The sequence below is a fragment of the Kitasatospora sp. HUAS MG31 genome, assembly GCF_040571325.1.
Taxonomy (GTDB): Bacteria; Actinomycetota; Actinomycetes; order Streptomycetales; family Streptomycetaceae; genus Kitasatospora; species Kitasatospora camelliae.
In genome coordinates this window covers 2,765,035-2,779,641 of sequence record NZ_CP159872.1, presented here as the reverse complement: position 1 = coordinate 2,779,641, position 14,607 = coordinate 2,765,035, and the positions used below count along the sequence as shown (strand labels likewise).

The window sequence follows — 14,607 nt, the reverse complement described above, 5'->3', positions numbered from 1 at the left end:
CGGTTCGTCCCCGTGGAGGCTGCCCGCCCATTGTCGGCCATGGGGGGCGGCGGAGGGCTCAGGCGGCCGACGACGCGCTCGCGACCGCTTCCGGGGCCGCCGCGTTCGTGGCCGTACCCGTGGCCGCGCCCGGGGTCGCCCCGTCCAGTGGCCCGTCGGTGGCGTCGCCCCCGGCGGCGGGGTCCGCGAGGCCGGGCAGCGCCGGCAGCTCGGCGCCCCAGTGCACCGCCCGCAGCGCGCACTCCCGCAGGGCGGCGGCGGCCTCGGCGCGCAGCGGTCCGGGGGAGGCGGTGACCAGGTCCGCGTAGACGGTGGTCAGCTGGCTCTCGATGTGCGCGGCGAGCTGGCCGGCGGTGGCGGCGTCCTTGACCGCGAACGGCAGCCGGTAGCCGGCGGCGGCCGCCGTGGGGGAGGCGCCGCGGCCGCTGAGCAGCCGCTGCCAGGAGTCCCGGCGCGCCTGGTGGGCGGCGTACGTGCCGCGGCCGTCCTCGCGCTGCGCCCCGGCGGGCAGGAAGGCGCCGACCACGCCGTAGCCGTACACCGCCGCGTGTTCGGCGGAGAGCACCGACTGCAGGGAGGCGGCGTCCGGGGAGGGCAGCGGGGCGGCCGTCGGGGAGGGGCCGCCGGTGGAGGGGGCGGCGGCGGGCGTGGCGCCGGCGGCGGTGCCCGCGGTGCCGGTCGCGGCGGCGGCGGAGGCGGCGGGGGAGGGCAGGCCGGCCGGGTTGGCGGCGGCGATCGGTGCGGTGTCGCCGAGCAGGGCGGCGTGCACCGCGTCCGAGGCGGAGACCGCGGCCAGCAGCCGGGCCAGCTCGGGGGAGGCGGCGTCCAGGTCGGCCAGTCGGGCGCCCGCGGTCTCCCGCTCGGCGGCGGCCAGCGCGGCCACCGAGGCGGGCGGGTCCGCCGGGGCGGTCGACGAGGCGGTGGCGGCGGTGCCGCTCGGCGCGGCCGGGGAGTCGCCGGGCAGGCCCTCGGCCAGTGCGGCCCGGTGCTCGGCCACCTCGTCCCGCAGGTCGCCCAGGACCTCCGCCTTCGCCGCGCCGGGACCGGCGATCACCGCGTCGTAGCCGGCCAGCAGCACGTCGGTGGCGGCCACCGCCCGCGCCCGCAGCTGCCGGTCGGTGTCCTCCACCTGCCGGCGGTTGCCGTCGTCGTGCCCGCTGCCCCCGCTGCAGGCGGTGAGCAGCAGCAGGACGCCGGTCAGCGCGCCGACGGCCGGGAGGGTACGCCGGGTGGGGGACGGCATCAGCGCTCCAGGGGGCTCGCGGGGGAGCGGTGTGCTCCCGTGTGGGTGAATCATGACGGCACCTTCACGACCCGAGCGCGGACGGGTGCCCTTTCCCACTGTGACCTTGCTCGCAGTGAGGGTACGCGGCTCGCCGCCGGCCGAGGCAGGAATCGGCGCTTCGGGGGTGGACCGGATAGGCTTCGCCATGAGTTAGCACCTTCTGACAACAGCAGACGCGGCCGAGGAGTCACCCGGATGAGCACCACCCAGACCGACCGGCTGCGCGCGTTGCTGGAGCCGCTGGCCGCCGACGCGGGGCTCGATGTCGAGGACGTCAAGATCACCCAGGCCGGCAGCCGCCGCCAGGTGCAGATCGACGTGGACGCCGACGGCGGGGTCGACCTGGACGCCATCGCCGAGTTCAGCCGCCTGGTCGGCCAGGCGCTGGACGACTCGGATCTGCTGGGCAGCGCTCCCTACCTGCTGGAGGTCGGCTCCCCGGGTGCCGAGCGCCCGCTCACCGAGCCCCGCCACTGGCGCCGGGCCACGGGCCGTCTGGTGAAGGCCCAGCTGACCGAGGGCGGGGAGATCACCGCCCGGGTCCTGGAGAGCGACGAGGACGGCGCGCTGGTCGAGGTCCAGCCGGTGAAGGGCCGGGGCCGCGCCAAGGAGCGCCGCGTGGCCTTCGCCGAGATCGCCAAGGCACGGGTCCAGGTCGAGTTCAACCGCAAGGACGAGGAGCTCCTCGACGAGGCCGAGGACCTGGCGGACGAGCCCGACGTGCTGGACGACGAGGCGGCGGGCGACGGCGCGGCCGACGCCGGCGCCGACGCGTAACGCTCCGCACCCCCCCAATGAACCTGATCGAAGAAGAGGAGGCGTAAGCCGTGGACATCGACATGAGCGCCCTGCGTGGGCTGGTCACCGAGAAGGGTGTTCCGTTCGACCTGCTGGTCGAGTCGATCGAGTCGGCGCTCCTCATCGCGTACCACCGCACCGAGGGTTCGCGCCGCCGGGCGCGGGTCGAGCTGAACCGCAAGACCGGCCACGTGACCGTGTGGGCGCTGGAGGACGCCGCCGAGCTGGAGGAGGGCGTCGAGCCCAAGGAGTTCGACGACACCCCGAGCGGCTTCGGCCGGATCGCCGCGTCCACCGCCAAGCAGGTCATCCTGCAGCGGCTGCGGGACGCCGCCGACGACCAGACCTTCGGCGAGTACGCCGGCAAGGAGGGCGACATCGTCACCGGTGTCGTCCAGCAGGGCCAGGACCCGAAGAGCGTCCTGGTCGACATCGGTAAGCTGGAGGCCATCCTGCCGCCGCAGGAGCAGGTCCCCGGCGAGGAGTACAAGCACGGCACCCGCCTGAAGTGCTACGTGGTCGGTGTGCGCCGCGGTGTCCGCGGGCCCTCGGTCACGCTGTCCCGGACCCACCCCAACCTGGTCAAGCGGCTCTTCGCGCTGGAGGTCCCGGAGATCGCGGACGGCTCGGTGGAGATCGCCGCCATCGCCCGCGAGGCCGGCCACCGCACCAAGATCGCGGTCTGGTCGCGCAAGGCGGGCCTGAACGCCAAGGGCGCCTGCATCGGCCCGATGGGCGGCCGGGTGCGGAACGTGATGGCCGAGCTGCACGGCGAGAAGATCGACATCGTCGACTGGTCGGAGGACCCGGCGGAGATGGTCGCCGCCGCGCTGTCCCCCGCCCGGGTGACCAAGGTGGAGATCGTCGACTACAACCAGCGCTCGGCCCGGGTGATCGTGCCCGACTACCAGCTGTCGCTGGCCATCGGCAAGGAGGGCCAGAACGCCCGCCTGGCCGCCCGCCTCACCGGGTGGCGGATCGACATCCGTCCCGACACCGAGGTCCCGGCCGGGGAATCTTCCGACCGGTAGTCAACGTTGTAGCTGTCCTCCGGAGATCTACGGGGCGGCGGCATGTCCCTTCGGAGGGGTAGACTTGAGCGTGTCTGGCCGGACGCATGTCCGCGCATGCCCTGAACGCACCTGCGTGGGCTGCCGCAAGCGGGCGGCCAAGCACGATCTGTTGCGTGTCGTGGCGATCGAGGGCGTTTGCGTCCCCGATCCCCGCGGCACACTGCCGGGCCGGGGCGCGCATCTGCACCCCGACCCGACCTGCCTCGACCTCGCGGTACGCCGCCGGGCGTTCCCCAGGGCCTTCCGGCTCCAGGGCGCGCTCGACACCGACGTGTTGCGGACCCGTGTCGAGGAGCGGGCGGGCGGTACGCCGACGCCCCGCTGAGACAGAGCACCGCAACACGCACAGGCGCACGGCAGCGGCACGCCGTGCGACACGTCAGGTACCTCGCGAGATGGAAGTAGGTCGAGATTGCGATGAGCACTCGATGAGTACGCGATGAGTACGCCCATGAAGTAGCGACAGTCCGGCGGCGTTTACCCCGGACGTATAGACAGGAGCGAAGTGGCTAAGGTCCGGGTATACGAACTCGCCAAGGAGCTTGGCTTGGAGAGCAAGGCCGTCATGGCCAAGCTCACCGAGCTCGGTGAGTTCGTGCGGTCGGCGTCCTCGACGATCGAGGCGCCGGTCGTGCGCAAGTTGACTGACGCTTTGGGAGCGACGCCGCCTTCCGGCGGCGCGTCCGCCAAGCCTGGCCCGCGGAAGCCCGCGGCGCCCACCCCCGCCTCCGGCGGGGGCGCACCCAAGCCGGGTGCGCCCACCCCCGGCCCGCGTCCCACCGCGACGCCGGGCCCCCGTCCGACCCCCGCCGCCGCGGCACCCTCCGCGCCGGCCGCCCCCGCGGCTCCCCGCCCGGGTGGCGCGCCGACGCCGGGCCCGCGCCCGGCGGCCCGCCCGGCCGCGCCCGCCGCTCCCGCGGCGCCGGCGGCCGAGTTCTCCTCCCCGGCTCCGGCCGGCGAGGCCCGTGAGTCCCGTCCGGCCGCCCCGCGTCCGGCCAACCCGGCCGCCCGTCCGGGCCCGCGCCCGGCCGGCCCGCGTCCGGGCAACAACCCCTTCACCTCCAGCGGTGCCTCCGGCATGGCCCGTCCCGGCGCCCCGCGCCCGGCCGGCCCCGGTGCCGGTGCTCCGCGTCCGGGTGGTGCCCCGCGTCCGGGTGCTCCGGCCGGTGGCGAGCGTGGCCCGCGTCCGGGTGGTGCCCCGCGTCCGGGTGCTCCGGCCGGTGGCGAGCGCGGTCCGCGTCCGGGTGGTGCCCCGCGTCCGGGTGCTCCGGCCGGTGGCGAGCGCGGTCCGCGTCCCGGTGGCGCTCCCCGTCCTGACGGCATGCCCCGTCCGGCCGGTCCCCGCCCGGGTGCGCCGAGCCCGTCCGGCATGCCGCGTCCGAACCCCGGCATGATGCCGCAGCGTCCGGCCGGCCCCGGCCCGCGTCCGGGCCCGCGTCCGGGTGGTCCCGGCGCCCGTCCGGGTGCGCCCGGTGGCGGCGGCGCCCGTCCCGGCTTCCAGGGCCGTCCGGCCGGTCCGGGCTCGCGTCCGGCCGGTGGCGGCTTCGGCGGCCCCCGTCCGGGTGGCGGCGCCGGTGGCGGCGGTGGCTTCGGTGGCGGCGGTGCCCGTCCCGGTGGCTTCGGCGGTCGTCCCGGTGGCCCGGGTGCCCGTGGTGGCACGCAGGGTGCCTTCGGCCGTGGCCCCGGTGGCCGTCCGGCCCGTGGCCGCAAGTCGAAGCGGGCGAAGCGCCAGGAGTACGAGGCCATGCAGGCCCCGTCCGTCGGCGGTGTGATGCTGCCCCGTGGCAACGGCCAGACCGTTCGCCTCTCGCGCGGCGCCTCGCTGACGGACTTCGCCGAGAAGATCAACGCCAACCCGGCGGCGCTCGTCTCGGTGATGTTCAACCTGGGTGAGATGGTCACCGCGACCCAGTCGGTCTCGGACGACACGCTCCAGATGCTGGCCGACGAGATGGGCTTCCAGCTGGAGATCGTCAGCCGGGAGGACGAGGACCGCGAGCTGCTCGAGTCCTTCGACATCGACTTCGGTGCCGACGAGGGCGACGAGGAGATGCTGGCGCCGCGTCCGCCGGTCGTGACCGTCATGGGTCACGTCGACCACGGTAAGACCCGCCTGCTGGACGCCATCCGCAAGACCAACGTGGTGGCCGGCGAGGCCGGTGGTATCACCCAGCACATCGGTGCCTACCAGGTGTCGGCGAACGTGAACGGCGAGGACCGCCGGATCACCTTCCTCGACACCCCGGGTCACGAGGCGTTCTCCGCCATGCGTGCCCGTGGTGCCAAGTCCACCGACATCGCGATCCTGGTGGTCGCGGCCAACGACGGTGTCATGCCGCAGACGGTCGAGGCGCTCAACCACGCCAAGGCCGCCGGTGTGCCGATCGTGGTCGCCGTCAACAAGATCGACGTCGAGGGTGCCGACCCGACCAAGGTCCGCGGCCAGCTGACCGAGTTCGGTCTGGTGGCCGAGGAGTACGGCGGCGACACCATGTTCGTCGACATCTCCGCCCGCCAGGGCCTGCACATCGAGGACCTGCTGGAGGCCGTGGTCCTCACCGCGGACGCCTCGCTCGACCTCCGGGCCAACCCGGAGCAGGACGCGCAGGGCATCGCGATCGAGGCCCACCTGGACAAGGGCCGCGGCGCCATGGCGACGCTGCTCGTCCAGCGCGGTACCCTCCGCGTCGGCGACTCGATCGTCGTCGGCGACGCCTACGGCCGCGTCCGCGCCATGCTGGACGAGAACGGCAACAGCCTCTCCGAGGCCGGCCCGTCCCGTCCGGTGCTGCTGCTCGGTCTGACCTCGGTGCCCCGCGCCGGCGACAGCTTCATCGTCGTCGACGAGGACCGCACCGCCCGCCAGATCGCCGAGAAGCGTGCCGCCCGCGACCGCAACGCGTCCTTCGCGCAGCGCCGCGTGCGCGTCTCGCTGGAGGGTCTGGAGGCCGCCCTGGCCGCCGGCTCCATCGAGAAGCTCAACCTCATCATCAAGGGTGACGTCTCCGGTTCGGTCGAAGCCCTCGAGGACGCCCTCGTCAAGCTGGACGTGGGCGAGGAGGTCGAGCTCCGGATCCTGCACCGCGGTGTGGGTGCCATCACCGAGTCCGACGTGGACCTGGCGATGGGCTCGGACGCCATCATCATCGGCTTCAACGTGCGCGCCGAGGGGCGTGCCCGGACCGCGGCCGAGCGCGAGGGCGTCGACATCCGGTACTACTCGGTCATCTACCAGGCGATCGAGGAGATCGAGGCCGCGCTCAAGGGCCTGCTCAAGCCGGAGTACGAGGAGGTGCGCCTCGGCTCCGCGGAGATCCGCGAGGTGTTCCGCTCCTCCAAGTTCGGCAACATCGCCGGTGTCCTGGTGCGCGAGGGCGTCATCCGCCGCAACACCAAGGCCCGCCTGCTGCGCGACGGCAAGGTCGTGGCGGAGAACCTCAACATCGAGGGCCTGCGCCGCTTCAAGGACGACGCGACCGAGGTCCGCGAGGGCTTCGAGGCCGGTGTGACCCTGGGCTCGTACAACGACATCAAGATCGACGATGTCATCGAGACCTACGAGATGCGCGAGAAGCCGCGCTCGTAAGGGTTGTCAGTCGGGGCCGGTCGGCGGGTTGGTTAACCCGTCGACCGGCCCCGGTCTCGCTGTTAGGGTCCTCGGTGTCGGGATTCAGACCGGCTCAGGCCGGACCCTTTCGAGGCCTTCAGGTCGGCGAGACCTGTCACACATGTTCGTAGGAACACTCACGTTCGACCTCCTCCTCGGCGACGTCCACTCGCTCAAGGAGAAGCGTTCGATCGTGCGGCCCATCGTGGCCGAACTGCAGCGCAAGTACAGCGTGTGCGCTGCCGAGGTCGGGAACCAGGATCTGCACCGCAGGGCCGAGATCGGCTGTGCGGTGGTGTCCGGCGACGCCGGGTACGTCACCGAGATCCTGGACAGCTGTGAGCGGCTCGTCGCCGGCCGCCCCGAGGTGATGCTCCTCTCCGCACGGAGGCGCTACCACCACGACGACGATGACTGAGGGCGGGCACGGGGGCGGAAGTCGCCACCGTCACACCCGCCGAGGACCGAGAGCGCCCGCAAGGCCGGGCGCGGGCAGGTACGTTGGGGCGTGGGCCCCGCCGGGCGCGCACTGCACGACCCGGGTACCGCGCCCATCGCACGAGGAGGCAACGTGACCGACACCGCAAGGGCGCGCAAGCTCGCCGACCGCATCCAGGTGGTCGTCGCCGAGACCCTGCAGCGCAGGATCAAGGACCCGCGGCTGGGCTACGTGACCATCACCGACGCCCGGGTGACCGGCGACCTGCGCGAGGCGACCGTCTTCTACACCGTTTACGGTGACGAGACCGAGCGCCAGGCCAGCGCCGTCGCACTGGAGAGCGCCAAGGGCGTGCTCCGTTCCGAGGTCGGCAGGCAGACCGGGGTGCGCTTCACCCCGACGCTGACCTTCGTCGCGGACGCCCTGCCGGACAACGCCAAGAACATCGACGACCTGCTGGACAAGGCGCGGATCTCCGACGCCGCCGTCCGCACGGCCGCCGCCTCGGCCACGTACGCCGGCGAAGCCGACCCGTACAAGGCCCCGGCCAGGCACGACGCGGACGAGGACGAGTAGTCATGGCGGGCGAGCCGGCGCAGAAGGCCGGTTCCGCGGGGGCGGTTTCCACCAGCACGGTGGAGGCCGCCCTCGCGGTGCTTCCGGGGCCTCGCAGTGAGTCGCCGGTCGGTTTCGAGCCGGAGTGGCAGCGGGTGGTCGCCGCGATCGGCGCGGCCCGCGAGATCGACCTGATCTGCCACATCTGCCCCGACGGGGACGCCCTGGGCTCCGCCCTGGCGGCCGGGCTCGCGCTGCGCGGGCTGGGCCACACCGTCCGGGTCTCCTTCGGCGACGACCCGCAGATCATCCCGGAGTCGCTGTCCTTCCTCCCCGGGCAGGAGCTGATCGTCCCGGCCTCCGAGGTGCCCGAGGAGCCGGAGCTGGTGCTCTGCTTCGACGTCGCCTCCGAGAGCCGGCTCGGCCTGCTGCACGACAAGGCCTTCGCCGCGAAGGCGCTGGCGGTCTTCGACCACCACGCCTCCAACCCCGGCTTCGGCACCCACCGCCTGATCGACGCGGGCGCCCCGGCCACCGCCGTCCTCGTCGACGAACTGCTGCGCCGGCTCGGCGTGGAACTCGACCAGGAGCTCGCCACCTGCCTCTACACCGGCGTCGCCACCGACACCGGCTCCTTCAAGTACCGGGCCACCACCCCGGCCACCCACGAGCTCGCCGGACGGCTGCTGGCCACCGGGATCCGGCAGGACCTGATCTCCCGTCAGCTCTGGGACACCTCCTCCTTCGGCTATCTCAAGGTGCTCGCCGGCGCGCTGGAGCGGGCCGTCTTCGAGCCCGAGCAGGCCGACGGCCACGGCCTGGTGTGGACCTGGGTCCCGTACCAGGACCTGGTGCTGTTCGGGGTCACCGTGGAGGAGATCGAGGGCCTGATCGACGTGCTGCGGCGGCCGGCCGAGGCCGAGGTGGCGCTGGTCCTCAAGCAGGACCCGGACGGCACGCTGCGCGGCTCCTGCCGGTCCAAGGGGGCGGTGGACGTGGCCGCCGCCTGCGCCGAGCTGGGCGGCGGCGGGCACGCCTACGCGGCGGGGTTCTCCTCCCGCGAGGACGTGCCGACCACGATGGCCCGCTTCCGGGCCGCGCTCGGCCCGGCGGCCTGAGGCCGCCACCGTACGGAGCCGCGGGCAGCCGCCCGGTGCGGCACGTACGGCGGCACGTACCGCGGTACGCGCACAGGAATGTCACGTATGTCACGGATGTCACGTATGCAGAGAAAGAGCCGATGAAGCGCAAGGGAACCGGCCCGGACGGCCTGGTCATCGTCGACAAGCCGGAGGGCATCACCTCGCACGGGGTGGTCTCCAAGATGCGGTGGCTGGCCGGCACCCGGAAGGTCGGCCACGCCGGCACCCTGGACCCGATGGCCACCGGCGTCCTGGTCATCGGTGTCGAGCGGGCCACCCGGCTGCTCGGGCACCTGATGCTGACCGCCAAGACCTACGAGGCCACCATCCGGCTCGGCCAGACCACCGTCACCGACGACCGGGAGGGCGAGGTCACCGCCTCCGCCCCCGCGGAGGCCGTCCGCGCCGTTACCCGCGAGGCGATCGACGCCGGGATCGCGGAGCTGACCGGCGAGATCATGCAGGTGCCCTCCAAGGTCAGCGCGATCAAGATCGACGGGAAGCGGTCGTACGCGCGGGTGCGGGAGGGCGAGGACTTCGAGCTGGAGGCCCGGCCCACCACCATCCACTCCTTCACCGTGCACGAGCAGCGGTCCGCGGAGGCCGAGGACGGCACCCCGGTGATCGACCTGGACGTCACCGTGGAGTGCTCCTCCGGCACGTACATCCGGGCGCTCGCCCGCGACCTGGGCGCCGGCCTCGGGGTCGGCGGGCACCTCACCGCGCTGCGGCGGACCAAGGTCGGGCCGTACGGGGTCGAGTCGGCGCGGACGCTGGAGCAGCTGGAGGAGAAGCTCGAGGTGCTGCCGATCGCGGAGGCCGCGGGGGCGGCGTTCCCGCGGTGGGACGTGGACGCGGAGCAGGCGCGGCTGCTGTCGAACGGGATGAAGCTGAAGGCGCCCGGGATGGGGGTCGGCGGGCCGATCGCCGTGTTCGACCCGGACGGGCGGTTCCTCGCGCTGGTGGAGGAGAAGGGCGGCAGCGCGAAGCCGGTCGCGGTCTTCGTGGGGTAGCCGGCGCGGACGCAAACGGTTCACCGCAGAAGGGGCGCGGGGAACGGCGCGAGGCGGGAGACAGCTGAGGAGCTGCGCTTCCGCTGCGCGCCGTTCCCCGCGCCCCTGTTTGGGCTGGCCGGTTGCCGTCGGAGTCCTTGGGGTGCCGTCGGAGCCTGGGGGTGGCCCGCAAGGGGCGCATGGGGTGAATGGGGGTGGTGAGAGGGGCGTGGGGGGTGGGGGCGGCGGTGGTGGGGGCAGGCTCCCCGGGGTGAGTACGGCGGCCGCGCCGGGCCTCCCGGGCGGGGCCGGTCCGGCCCGGCAGGGAAGGCAGGGTGGATGGCCCACGCGGATCGCGCCGGGGACCCGGCACAGGGTCTGCTGAGGATCAGGGACGTCGACGGTCGGCTGTGCGGCCTGGGGTTCCTCGCCGACGGCCGGGGCACCGTGGTCACCGCGTACGAGGTGGTGGCGGGCCTGCCCCGGGTGGTGCTCCACACCCCCGGCGGGCAGACCCGGGTGCTCGGCCGCGACAGCATCGACCTGCTGCCCGACCGGGGCGTGGCCCTGCTGCGGACGGAGGCGGTCGGCGGCCTCCCCGGCCCGGTGCTCGCGATCGCCGCCGCACCGGACGCCAGCCCGGTGCTGGTGCCACACCACCGCTGGGAGGACGGCGAGCCGGTGCTGCTCCGGGGCACCGTGGGCGGACGGACCGCCGACGGGGCCGTGCTGCTGGCGCTCGACCCGCCGGGTACGGCCCGGGCGGCGCCCCCGGTACCGGCCGCCGGGACGCCGGTGCTGGACGCGGAGACCGGCGGGGTGGTGGCCGTGGTGGCACCCGGCGGGGACCTCCCGGCGGCCCCGCCCGGACCGCGGGACGCGGCGGAGCCGCCGGGCGTACCCGTGGTGCCGCTGTCCGGCGCCCTGCCGGAGGAACTGCTGCTGCGCAACGCCGCCGCCGTCCCCGGGCACGGCCGGCTGCTCAACCTGGGCGGGGTGCTGCAGCTGGCGTCCGTGCAGTTGGGCACCGCCTCGGCGGGTCCCGGGCGGATCGCCGAGCTGGCCGCGGACCGGGTGGACCGGCCGGACGGCCTGTCCGGCGAGGAGCCCCGGCATCCGCTGACCGTGCTGCTCGGGGACGCCGGCAGCGGCCGGACCACCGAACTCGCCGCACTGGCCGTCCGCCGAGCCGGCGGCCCGCACCCGCTGCCCACCGTCTGGCTGCGCGGCGCCGACCTGGCCCCTGCCGACCGTTCCCTCGCCGACACCGTCACCCGCGTCCTCGCGGCGGCCGCGGGGCGGCTGGAGGTGCCGCCGCCCGCCGCGGAGCGGGTCGCCGAGGTCTGCGCCGCGGCCGGCCGCCCGCTGCTGGTCGTCCTGGACGGCGCCGAGGAGGCGCCGCTGGAGCCGTCCCCCGCATGGCTGGGCGCCAGTGCCGAGTGGCTGCACCGGTCCGGGGTACGGCTGCTGACGGCGTGTCGCCCGGACGGCTGGGAGCACCTCGCGGACGGGTGGCGGACGGAGGCGGAGCTGCTGTGGCTCGGGCCGCTGCCGCCCGACGCCGCCGCGCGGGCCGCCCGGCGGGCCGGCGTCCCGGCCGGGTACCTCGACGGCCCGGCGGCGGCCCACCCGCTGGCCCTCCGGCTGGCCGGCGAACTGCACTCCGCCGGGGTCCGGGGACCGGTGCCGGGCGTCACCGACCTGTTCGCCGCCCGCCTGGACCTGTACGGCCTGCGGATCGCCCGGCGGCTGGCCGGCGCGAACGGCCCGCGCCGACCCGGGGCGCACCGGCGCGGCGGGCCGCCCCCCGCGCCGGAGGACGCCGGGCAGGTGCGCCGGACGGCCGCCGTGGTGGCCGCCCGGGTGCACGAGGCCGCCCGGCTGATGCTGGGGGTCGGCCACGGCGGCCTGGACCGGGAGGCGTTCGACGGGCTCTTCCCCGCCGCCGGGGGCTGGGCCGGCGCGGTCCTGGAGGAGGGTCTGTTCGTCCCGGCGGCCGACGGCTACCGGCTCGCCCACGAGGAGTGGGCGGACTGGCTGCAGTCCCTCCACCTGGACCTGGACGGCGCCCTGCGGCTGCTGCTCGCCGAGGGCCCGCCGGACGGCCCCCGGACCGGCCCCGACGGCGACGGACCGTCAGCGGACCGCACGCCACCGGAGGAACCCGCGGACGGCCATGGCGTACCGCGGCACCGCGTGGGGGTGGTGCTGGCCGGGCTGCGGCGGATCGGCGACCTGCACGGCGCCCCGGCCCTGGACGGGTGGCTGCACCGGATCCGGCTGGCCCTGGAGGCCGCCGAGCCCGGCGGCGAGGCCGACTGGTGGGCCGGACGGCTGCTGGCCGCCGCCCTGCCCCGCAGCCCCGACCCCGGGGCGCACCGGGACCTGCTCGCCCGGCTGGCCGAGCGGGCGGACCGGGACGCCCGGTTCGGGCCCGGCTTCTGGACCGCCCTGCCGCTGGCCCTGCCCGACCGGCTCGCCCTGCTGCGCCCGCTGGTCCGCGCGGACGGCCTGGAGGGGGCCTTCGGCGCCGCCGCGGCGGACCTGCTGGCCGCCGAGCCCGGCACCGCCGTCCCGCTGCTCTGTACCTGGTTCGAGGACCCGCAGGAGGCCGTCGCCGCGTTCGCCGAGGAGCTGCTGTTCACTCACCGGCACCTCGCCCTCGACGAGTTGACCGAGGCTCTGGTCGGCGCCGGCCACCCGCGGGCCGACCGGCTGCTCGGCCGGCTCGCCGCCGAGGAGCCGTCCGCCCTCTGCCGGGCCGTCGACCGCTGGAGCCACGACCCGCGCCCGGAACGGCACGTGGCCGCCGCCGTGCACGCCCTGCGCACCGCGCCGTACGCCCGGGGCTCCGGGGCCCAGCTGCTGCGGCACGGCGCGCTCGCCCTGCTCGCCCGGCCCGAGGAGCGCGAACTGCACGGCGCCGCCCTGGCCCTGCTGGTCCGCGACCCGGAGACCCGCGCCCGCCACCTGCCCGCCGCCCTCGACGCCCACCGGGCCGGCGACCCGTTCGTCACCGCCGAGGTGCTCGCCGCCGCCCTGCCGGACCACCCCGGGCCGGTGCTGGCCGCGCTCGCCGACCGGCTGGCGCAGCCCGACGCCCCGGTGGCGGACGGGCTGCGGATGCTGGCCCGTACCGCCGACCCGGCCCTGGTGGGGCGCTGCTCCCGGCTCGCCGCCCGGCTGCTGCGGGCCCGCCCGGACCGCGCCGAGGCTGTCGCCGGGTACCTGGACGCCCTGCTCGCCCGCGACCTGGACGCCCGCCCGCTGCTGGCCGAGCTGCGCACCGCGCCGCCGCCGGTCCGCCGGGCCCTCGCCCTGGTCCTGGCCGCACCCGGCCACGGCGCCCGGGCCCCGCTGCTGGACGCCCTGCTGGCCGCCGAACGCGACAGCGGGGTGCTCGCCGCCGTCCTCGACCGGGTCGCCGAGGACTGCGCCCGGCACGACCCCGCCCGCGTCCGCGACCTGGTCCGCCGGATCACCGCCCGCTGGCCCGGGGCCGACGCGGCCCTGGCCCGCCGCACCCGCCGGGAGCCCGCCCTCGCCGCGCTGCTCGCCGACCGGCCGCCGGACGGTCCGGACGGTCCGGACGGTCCGGACGCCCCTACGACGCCCCGCACCGGGGCCCTGAGAGGGTGTTCGGTAGGTGAATCCCCCCAACTGTCCGGCTTTGATCGGCACGGCACGGACTCGGTTCCATGATCTCGTGGCGGCCGGGTCCGTGTCCGCGATATTGATCGACCGTGACGGAACGACGCCGGTACCCCTCGGACCTGAAGGACGATCAGTGGCAGCTCATCGAGCCGATGCTGCTGAGATGGCGGGCGGCGCGAGCCGAGGGTCGTGAGCCGATCACCGAGCTGCGCGAGGTGGTCAACGCGATCCTCTACGTCGCCCGGACCGGCATCGCCTGGCGATACCTGCCGCACGACTTCCCGCCCCACACCACCGTCTACGGCTATTTCAAGGAGTGGGAACGCGACGGGACCACCGAGCAGATCCACGACACGCTCCGTGACCAACTCCGGGCGAAGAAGAGTCGCCGGATCCTGCCGACCGCGGCGATCATCGACGCCCAGTCGGTGAAGGCCTCGCCCAACGCTCCCGCCGACTCCCAGGGTTTCGACGGTGGCAAGAAGGTCAAGGGTCGTAAGCGGCACATCGCCACCGACACCCTTGGCCTGCTCCTGGTGCTGATCGTCACCGCCGCTGGCGTCCAGGACTCTGCCGGCGGGAAGCAAGTCCTCGACGTCCTCGCGGACCGGTGGCCGAGCGTGACCAAGGCCTGGGTCGATGCCGGCTACAACCACGCCGTCGTCAGGCACGGCGCCGCAATGGGCATCGATGTCGAGGTCGTCGCCCGGGACAAGGAGCAGAAGGGCTTCGTCGTCCAGCCGATCCGCTGGCGGGTGGAGCAGACGTTCGGGATTATGGCCCGGTACCGGCGGCTCCACCGTGACTACGAGGAGCTGCCGGACCGGTCACGCTCGATGATCCAGTGGGCCATGGTCAATTCGATGACCACCCGGCTGACCGCCAGCCCGGACAGAACCGGGCAATACCTCCGCCCGAAACCGCCTGCGGCAGCCTAAATCGGTATCGAACACCCTCTGACGGCGGCCGGAGCGGACCACGGCTCCGCGGCGTCCCGCCAGGAGGGTCAGGACCGTCACATCGGGACCCTTCCGGTGCCGAAGCAGCGACGGGCGCATGGCA

General features: G+C 74.9%; 11 protein-coding genes. 10 read left to right on the top strand and 1 reads right to left on the bottom strand.

Annotated elements, in window-relative coordinates:
- Window positions 1-58 precede the first annotated feature (58 nt).
- A complete protein-coding gene (locus ABWK59_RS12465) occupies window positions 59-1,243 on the bottom strand; it encodes a ferritin-like domain-containing protein (protein WP_354640514.1) in 1,185 nt (394 codons plus the stop codon).
- Between the two features lie 237 nt (window positions 1,244-1,480).
- Between ABWK59_RS12465 and rimP the strand changes: the two genes are divergently transcribed.
- The 10 genes from rimP to ABWK59_RS12415 all read left to right on the top strand — a co-directional run bounded on the left by rimP (window position 1,481) and on the right by ABWK59_RS12415 (window position 14,483).
- Complete coding sequence (rimP, locus tag ABWK59_RS12460) at window positions 1,481-2,062, top strand: ribosome maturation factor RimP (RefSeq protein ID WP_354640512.1); 582 nt, start codon at window positions 1,481-1,483, stop codon at window positions 2,060-2,062.
- Between the two features lie 50 nt (window positions 2,063-2,112).
- Window positions 2,113-3,114 (top strand): transcription termination factor NusA, encoded by a 1,002-nt coding sequence (gene nusA, locus ABWK59_RS12455; protein ID WP_354640511.1) that lies wholly within the window; start codon window positions 2,113-2,115, stop codon window positions 3,112-3,114.
- 70 nt (window positions 3,115-3,184) lie between these two features.
- Entirely contained in the window at window positions 3,185-3,481 is a 297-nt protein-coding gene (locus ABWK59_RS12450; RefSeq protein WP_354644927.1) for a YlxR family protein, read from the top strand.
- A gap of 180 nt (window positions 3,482-3,661) precedes the next feature.
- Window positions 3,662-6,742: a translation initiation factor IF-2 gene (gene infB / locus ABWK59_RS12445; RefSeq protein ID WP_354640510.1), complete on the top strand. Its 3,081-nt coding sequence runs from the start codon at window positions 3,662-3,664 to the stop codon at window positions 6,740-6,742.
- A 142-nt stretch (window positions 6,743-6,884) separates the two neighbouring features.
- Window positions 6,885-7,181 carry a DUF503 domain-containing protein gene (locus ABWK59_RS12440; protein WP_354640508.1) on the top strand — a complete coding sequence of 99 codons (297 nt, stop codon included), beginning with the start codon at window positions 6,885-6,887 and terminating at the stop codon, window positions 7,179-7,181.
- Between the two features lie 153 nt (window positions 7,182-7,334).
- On the top strand, window positions 7,335-7,778 hold the full coding sequence (rbfA, locus tag ABWK59_RS12435) for a 30S ribosome-binding factor RbfA (RefSeq protein WP_354640507.1): 444 nt from the start codon (window positions 7,335-7,337) through the stop codon (window positions 7,776-7,778).
- A gap of 2 nt (window positions 7,779-7,780) precedes the next feature.
- The gene (locus ABWK59_RS12430; protein WP_354640505.1) at window positions 7,781-8,875 is read left to right on the top strand and encodes a DHH family phosphoesterase; all 1,095 of its coding nucleotides are present in this window, start codon (window positions 7,781-7,783) and stop codon (window positions 8,873-8,875) included.
- 122 nt (window positions 8,876-8,997) lie between these two features.
- Window positions 8,998-9,912: a tRNA pseudouridine(55) synthase TruB gene (truB, locus tag ABWK59_RS12425; protein WP_354640504.1), complete on the top strand. Its 915-nt coding sequence runs from the start codon at window positions 8,998-9,000 to the stop codon at window positions 9,910-9,912.
- 318 nt (window positions 9,913-10,230) lie between these two features.
- Window positions 10,231-13,593, top strand: a complete 3,363-nt coding sequence (locus ABWK59_RS12420) for an NACHT domain-containing protein (RefSeq protein ID WP_354640502.1) — start codon at window positions 10,231-10,233, stop codon at window positions 13,591-13,593.
- Between the two features lie 41 nt (window positions 13,594-13,634).
- Window positions 13,635-14,483, top strand: a complete 849-nt coding sequence (locus tag ABWK59_RS12415; RefSeq protein WP_354639193.1) for an IS5 family transposase — start codon at window positions 13,635-13,637, stop codon at window positions 14,481-14,483.
- Window positions 14,484-14,607 lie beyond the last annotated feature (124 nt).